This is a genomic window from Streptomyces sp. NPDC021093, from assembly GCF_044333135.1.
GTDB lineage: Bacteria > Actinomycetota > Actinomycetes > Streptomycetales > Streptomycetaceae > Streptomyces.
In genome coordinates this window covers 149721-156397 of record NZ_JBIRQJ010000020.1, presented here as the reverse complement: position 1 = coordinate 156397, position 6677 = coordinate 149721, and the positions used below count along the sequence as shown (strand labels likewise).

Annotated in this window: 6 protein-coding genes; 1 reads left to right on the top strand and 5 read right to left on the bottom strand. The window is 71.1% G+C overall.

Translation table 11 applies throughout. The annotated features are described in order from the left end of the window. Positions 1–144 precede the first annotated feature (144 nt). Genes ACH4SP_RS42090 through ACH4SP_RS42075 form a run of 4 tightly spaced genes read right to left on the bottom strand, consistent with a single transcriptional unit; the run spans position 145 to position 3575 of the window. Positions 145–810 (bottom strand): DUF1707 domain-containing protein, encoded by a 666-nt coding sequence (locus ACH4SP_RS42090; protein ID WP_398423724.1) that lies wholly within the window; start codon positions 808–810, stop codon positions 145–147. A gap of 5 nt (positions 811–815) precedes the next feature. Further along, a complete protein-coding gene (locus ACH4SP_RS42085; RefSeq protein WP_398423722.1) occupies positions 816–1814 on the bottom strand; it encodes an ATP-binding cassette domain-containing protein in 999 nt (332 codons plus the stop codon). A gap of 8 nt (positions 1815–1822) precedes the next feature. After that, positions 1823–2692 carry an ABC transporter permease gene (locus ACH4SP_RS42080; RefSeq protein WP_398423736.1) on the bottom strand — a complete coding sequence of 290 codons (870 nt, stop codon included), beginning with the start codon at positions 2690–2692 and terminating at the stop codon, positions 1823–1825. A gap of 46 nt (positions 2693–2738) precedes the next feature. After that, a complete protein-coding gene (locus ACH4SP_RS42075) occupies positions 2739–3575 on the bottom strand; it encodes an ABC transporter permease (RefSeq protein ID WP_398423721.1) in 837 nt (278 codons plus the stop codon). 286 nt (positions 3576–3861) lie between these two features. Between ACH4SP_RS42075 and ACH4SP_RS42070 the strand changes: the two genes are divergently transcribed. Then, positions 3862–6351 carry a transglycosylase domain-containing protein gene (locus tag ACH4SP_RS42070; RefSeq protein WP_398423719.1) on the top strand — a complete coding sequence of 830 codons (2490 nt, stop codon included), beginning with the start codon at positions 3862–3864 and terminating at the stop codon, positions 6349–6351. Here the strand turns inward: ACH4SP_RS42070 and ACH4SP_RS42065 are convergent. Beyond that, positions 6345–6665, bottom strand: coding sequence for a DMT family transporter (locus ACH4SP_RS42065; RefSeq protein ID WP_398423717.1), 321 nt, complete (start codon positions 6663–6665; stop codon positions 6345–6347). The genes ACH4SP_RS42070 and ACH4SP_RS42065 overlap by 7 nt on opposite strands. Positions 6666–6677: the final 12 nt, after the last annotated feature.

The following is a 6677-nucleotide window of genomic DNA, read 5'->3' as shown; positions in this document are numbered from 1 at the left end:
CGGGCGGGGGGGGGGGGGGGGGGGCCCCCCCCCGCGGGGGGGGGGGGCGCGGGGGGGCCCGGGTGGGGTGGGGGGGGGGGGGGGGGGGGGGGGGGGGGGGGGGGGGGGGGGTTTGGTTCCCCCCGCCCCCCCCCGCCCCGCCCGTCAGTCCAGTTCCTTGCGGCGTTCCGCCCTCAGGCGTTGCTTCTCCGACCTGCGGAGTTTGCGTTCCACTCCCACGCCGCCCATCAGTGCGAAGCCCGTGACCTTGACCCGGGGGGAGCCCGGGGTGCCCTGGCCCGTGGCCTTGTCGTCGAAGCCGCCCATGATGCCGAAGCCCGAGACCTGGACGGTCAGCTCCGGCGGGACCTTGACCACCATTCCGCCCATGATCGCGATGCAGCGGATCGTCACGTCGCGGTCCTCGAAGTTCGCCTCGCGCAGGTCGATCTCACCGCCACCCCACATCGCGAACGCGGTGAAGCTGCGTGCCACGCTCCACTGGCCCCACCGCTTGAACCCGCCCCAGAAGGCGAACGCGCCCTTGGAAGTGGCGGGAACTCCCACCCGGCCCGCCCAGCTGGCCGCCTCCCCGCCCGCCTCGCCCTCCGCGTGAGCGGGAAGCACGGCCGGCGCAGACCCCGCCGACACCGGCAGGTCCCTGACGAGGAGCTGGAGTTCCCCCTGGGTGCGCGACTTGTACGCCGCGCCCAGCCGCTCGTCGAACTCCTCCATGTCGAGCCGCCCCTCGGCGACCGCATCGCGCAGCACCTCGGCGATCCGCTCGCGGTCGGCGTCCGATGCCCGGAGTTCAGGAAGGTCACTGGTCATACATGTCACCCTAGCCGGGCGCCCGTCGCCCCGCCCGCCCCACCGGCGTACATTTTCGCGATCACCGCCTCGATGTCCGGCTCCCGCACCGAGAGGTCCAACAGGGGGTACTTGGCTGCCAGTTGGGCCACCAGTGGCGCCGCCGACACCGACGCCGGGAAGGCGAGCCACTGCCGGGGGCCCTCCACCTTCACCACTCGCGCCAAGTCGGTCTCGACCGGCGGGAGTTCGCGTTCCAGGTCGACCACCAGGGTGCGTTCGCTCTCCCCCACCTCGTGCAGCCCGGCCAGCGCGCCGTCGTACATCAGCCGCCCGTGGTCGATGACCATCACGCGCTTGCAGAGCTGCTCGATGTCGGTCAGGTCGTGGGTGGTGAGGAGGATGGTGGTGCCGTTCTCGGCGTTCAGGTCGCGGAGGAATTCGCGGACCTTGGATTTCGATACGACGTCGAGGCCGATGGTCGGCTCGTCGAGGTAGAGGACCTCCGGGTCGTGGAGCAGGGCGGCCGCGATGTCGCCGCGCATCCGCTGGCCGAGCGAGAGCTGTCGTACGGGGACGTCCAACAGCTCGGCCAGGTCGAGGAGTTCGACGCAGCGGGCCATGTTCGCGGCGAACCGCTCGTCGGGGATGCGGTACATGCGGTGCATCAGGCGGTACGAGTCCTTGAGCGGGAGGTCCCACCACAGGGTCGTGCGCTGGCCGAAGACGACGCCGATGCGCTGGGCCAGCCGGGTGCGTTCGCGGGAGGGGTCGATGCCCGCGACGCGCAGCCGGCCGCCGCTCGGGGTGAGGATGCCGGTCAGCATCTTGATGGTGGTGGACTTGCCCGCGCCGTTGGGGCCGATGTAGCCGACCATCTCGCCGCGCGGGATCGTGAAGCTGATCCCGTCGACCGCCCTGACCTGGCGTTTCTCCCGGCGCATAAAGCCCGTCTTACGTCGTACGTCGAAGACCTTCTCAACGCCCTCCAGCTCGATCAGATCGCCTGTTCCCACCACACCCATTGCCCGCCTCAACTCCCCGTACTCCGGTACGACCTCAGCCCCGCCCGCCACAGCAGCCCTGCCACCACCCAGAACCCCACCGCCACCACCGGCGACAGGAACGCGAACCACTCCGGCACGTCGAGCGGATACGGCCGCCCCAGCACGTACATCGCCGGAATCCAGTTCACGAACCCGAGCGGTACGAGGAAGGTGACACCGCGCACGAGCTCCTTCGCGAACACCGTCGGCGGGTACTGGAGCAGCGCGTTCCCCCCGAAGGTGAACGCCGACTGCACCTCCGCCGCGTCCTGCGCCCAGAACTGGAACGCACCCCCCATCGTGAACACCGCCGCGAAGATCACCCCGCCGCTCAGCACCGTCAGCGGCACCATCAGCACCTTGAGCGGCGTCCAGTCCACGGCGTTCGCGGCGTTCAGCTGTACGAGCGCGTACGTGAGCACCGCCAGCCCCTGCGTCGTCCGCCCCAGTCTGCGCAGGGCGAACCGGTCCGCCGCGAGCTGCGCGAGCACCGGCGCGGGCCGCACCAGGAGCACATCCATCGTGCCGTCGCGCACCTTCTGGCCCAGGCGCCCCATCGTGCCCATCGCGAGGTCGGCGAATCCGAGCGCCGCACCCGCCAGCCCGTACAGGAAGGCCACCTCGCCCAGCGAGAACCCGCCGAGCGTGTCGATGTGCTGGAACATCAGCAGTACGGCGACGAAGTCGAGCCCGGTCCCCGCGAAGTTGCCCACCGTCGTCAGTACGAAGGACGCCCGGTACGCCATCGTCGAGCGGATCCACATCGCCGCGATCAGCCCGTACGCCCGCAGCCCGTCCCGCGCGAGCGCCGCCCGGCCCCGTGCCGGTACGACCAGTTCCGCGGCCGCGCCACGCACGTCGGCCGCCTCAGTCGCCTTGTCCGCCTCAGTCGCCTCGCCCGCCTCAGCCACCCTGCACCACCACCCGCCGTGTGGCCGCTCCCTGCAACAGCCTCCCGCACATCAACAGCGCACCCGCCCAGCCCACTTGGAAGGCGTACGCGCCCACCAGGTCCCACCCCGTCCGCTTGCCCAGGTAGACGTCCGCCGGCACCTGGAGCAGCGAGGACCACGGCAGTGCCCGCGCCACCTCGCCGAGCGACCCTGGGAAGAGGGTGAGCGGCAGCAGCATCCCGGAGAAGAACATTCCGGCCAGCCAGGAGATCTGCACCGCCCCCGCCCCGTCCATCAGCCAGAACGCGCTCAGCGCCACCAGGTACCGCAGCGCGAAGCTCACCACCAGCGCGAGCGCCACCGACCCGAAGAACGCCACCCACACGCCTGCGGACGGCGGCAGCGCCACCTCGAAGGCGAGCGCCCCGGCCACCATCGGGACCACCCCGCGGCCCAGGAGCTGGAAGCCGCCACGCCCCACGTCCGCTGCCAGCCACCAGAGTTGGAGGTCGGCTGGGCGGTAGAGGTCCGTGACGATCGCGCCCGTACGGATGCGTTCCATCAGCTCGTCCTCGAAGCCGCCGCCCATCAACGAGGCGGCGGCCAGGAGGCCCTGGCCCAGCCAGACGTACGCGAGGGCCTGCGGCAGGTCGTACCCGCCGAGGCCCGGACGCTGGTCCCAGAGCGCGGTGTAGGCGTACGCGAGGATGAATCCGAAGACGGTGTTGGTGAACACGCCCGCCACCGTGGCCGCCCGGTACGTCGCGTACCGGCGGAAGCCGCCCGCCGCCACCAGTGCGTACAGCCGCCAGCGCAGCCGCACGTCCCGCAGTCGCGCCTTCCGCAACCGCACCTTCCGTAACCGCGCCTCACGCACCCGCGGCCGTCTCACCCGCACCTCCCCCACCCCCTCACTCGTTGTGCCACTTGGCCCGCCGCCCGCTTCCGGCACCAAAGCGCCCGACCCTAGTCCAACGGGGTCACCGTCCGCGAGCGATTACTCGCCGAGTGCGAGGACGAATGTGAATCGCGGTAATGCACGGTGTTTTATGGAGGCGCAAGCGAATCGCCCGATACGACACTGTTATGCCGGAGTGTGAACCTCTGGCCGCGCCCGAGGAGTCTTCACAGGCATGAGTGACGAGCCACAGCAGCCGCCGGGCTGGGCCCCCCGGGACCCCTCCGTCCCGGCCCCGGGCCCGGACTCCGCCTCGGACCCCGCCTCGGAGAGCGGCGAGAACAGCGAGGGCGGGCAGCCGGGCAAGAAGGGCAAGAAGCCGAAGCGCCCCAAGCGCAAGGGCTGGCGCCGGCTGATCCCCACCTGGCGCATGCTGCTCGCGACGTTCCTGCTGGTCGCGCTCCTGCTCTGCGGCGCTTTCGCGGCCGGCTACATGATGGTCAAGATCCCCAAGGCGAACGACACCGCGACCGCGCAGTCCAACGTCTACCTGTACGCCGACGGCACCCCGCTCGCCCGCGACGGCGAGGTCAACCGGGAGAACGTCAAGCTCGCCCAGGTCCCCAAGGCCGTCCAGCACTCCGTGCTCGCCGCCGAGGACCGCGGCTTCTACAGCGAGCCCGCCGTCGACCCGCAGGCCATGCTCCGCGCCGCCTGGAACACCGCCACAGGCAAGGGCAAGCAGTCGGGCTCGACGATCACCCAGCAGTACGTGAAGAACTACTACCTGGCGCAGGAGCAGACCGTCACCCGCAAGGTGAAGGAGTTCTTCATCGCGATCAAGCTCAACCGGGAGGAGTCCAAGGACTCGATCCTGGAGGGCTACCTCAACACCAGCTACTTCGGCCGCAACGCGTACGGCATCCAGGCCGCCGCCCAGGCCTACTACGGCAAGGACATCGAGGACCTCGGCGCCCCCGAGGGCGCCTACCTCGCCTCGCTGCTGAACGCCCCCAACGCGTACGACGTCGCCACCCACCCGGAGAACCGCGGCAAGGCGCTCGCCCGCTGGAACTACGTCCTGGACGGCATGGTCAAGGAGGGCTGGCTCAAGCAGGCGGACCGGGCGAAGATCAAGTTCCCGCAGCCGCAGCAGGCCAGGCCCGCCTCCGGACTCTCCGGGCAGCGCGGCTACATCGTGCAGGCCGTCGAGGACTACCTCACCGACAACAAGGTCATCGACGAGGAGACCCTCAACACCGGCGGCTACCGCATCACCACCACCCTGGAGAAGCCCCGCCAGGACGCCTTCGTGAAGTCCGTCGAGGACAACGTCATGAAGAAGGTCGACGCCAAGGAGCGCAAGGCCGACCGCAACGTCCGGGTCGGCGGCGCCTCCATCGACCCGGCGACCGGCAAGGTCGTCGCCATGTACGGCGGCATCGACTACACCAAGCAGTACGTCTCCAACGCGACCCGCCGCGACTTCCAGGTCGGCTCCACCTTCAAGCCGTTCGTCTTCACCGCCGCCGTCGAGAACGGCTCGGTCACCCAGTCCGGCGTCCCGATCACCCCCAACACGGTGTACGACGGCACCAACAAGCGCATGGTGCAGGGCCCGAACGGCCCCACCGGCTACAACCCGGAGAACGAGGACGACCGGTCCTACGGCCAGATCTCGGTCCGGACCGCCACCGACAGGTCCGTCAACTCCGTGTACGCGCAGATGGCAGTCGACGTCGGCCCGGCCAAGGTCAAGGAGACGGCGGTCGCGCTGGGTCTCCCCGAGGAGACGCCCGATCTCGTCGCGCGCCCCTCGATCGCGCTGGGCGTCGCCACCGCGAGCGTCCTCGACATGACCGAGGCGTACGCGACCCTCGCCAACCACGGCAAGCACGGCACGTACTCACTCGTCGAAAAGATCTCCAAGAACGGCACCGACCTCCCGCTCCCCAAGCAGGAGGTCAAGCAGGTCGTCTCGCGCGCCGCGGCCGACACCACCACCTCGATCCTGCAGAGCGTCGTCGAGGGCGGCACGGGCGCGGCGGCCAGGGCCGCGGGCCGCCCCGCCGCAGGCAAGACCGGCACCGCGGAGGAGGACAAGGCGGCCTGGTTCGCGGGCTACACCCCGGACCTGGCGACCGTGGTGGCCGTGATGGGCGCGGACCCGGACACCGCCGTCCAGAAGCCGCTGTACGGGGCGCTGGGTCAGGAGCGCGTCAACGGCGGCGGCGCCCCCGCCGAGACCTGGGCGCAGTACACGGCGGCCGCGCTGAAGGGCAAGGAGGCCAAGGACTTCGAGCTGGAGCTGGAGGCGGGCGCCGAGGCCCCGGTCGTACCCCCGCCCACCCAGCAGGAGCCCGTCCGGCCCCCGCCGGGCGACACCGCGGGCCAGGACCCCGGCGCCGACACCGGCGGTGCGGCGGCGGACGGCGGTCAGCAGGGCGGCCAGACCGGCACCGGAGGCGCGGCCACCGGCGGCACCACGGACGGCGGCCTGATCGGCGGCAACAACGGAGGTACGGCCACCGGCGGCACCGACACCGGCGGGGCGGCCGACGGGGGCGCCGCCACCGGAGGAGCCGCGGACGGCGGCGGTGACGACACCGGCGGCACCACCAACCCGGTCGGCGGCCTGATCGGCGGCGGAAACGGGGGCGGTGACGACGGCGGCGACACGGGCGGCGGCGCCCGCCGCCCGGCGGGCGCGACAGAGCGTCAGTGACCGGAGGTCGCCTTCAGCCCCACCACGGCGACCAGCAGCAGACACACGAAGAAGATCCGTGCGGCGGTGACCGGCTCGTTCAGCACGACCATGCCGACCACCGCCGCACCGGCCGCACCGATACCGACCCACACGCCGTACGCGGTGCCGATCGGCAGCGTCTTGGCGGCCTGCGAGAGCAGCAGCATGCTGACGACGATCCCGGCGCCGGTGAACACACTGGGCCACAGCCGGGTGAAACCCTCGGTGAACTTCATCCCGATCGACCAGCCGACTTCGAGCAGACCGGCGACGATCAACAGAACCCATGCCATGACGGCACCTCC

What these genes read in the sequence shown, in the direction of transcription:
- ACH4SP_RS42090 (WP_398423724.1), bottom strand. Translation starts at nt 810, where the DNA reads ATGACCAGTGACCTTCCTGAACTCCGGGCATCGGACGCCGACCGCGAG.
- ACH4SP_RS42085 (WP_398423722.1), bottom strand. Translation starts at nt 1,814, where the DNA reads ATGGGTGTGGTGGGAACAGGCGATCTGATCGAGCTGGAGGGCGTTGAG.
- ACH4SP_RS42070 (WP_398423719.1), top strand. Translation starts at nt 3,862, where the DNA reads ATGAGTGACGAGCCACAGCAGCCGCCGGGCTGGGCCCCCCGGGACCCC.
- ACH4SP_RS42065 (WP_398423717.1), bottom strand. Translation starts at nt 6,665, where the DNA reads ATGGCATGGGTTCTGTTGATCGTCGCCGGTCTGCTCGAAGTCGGCTGG.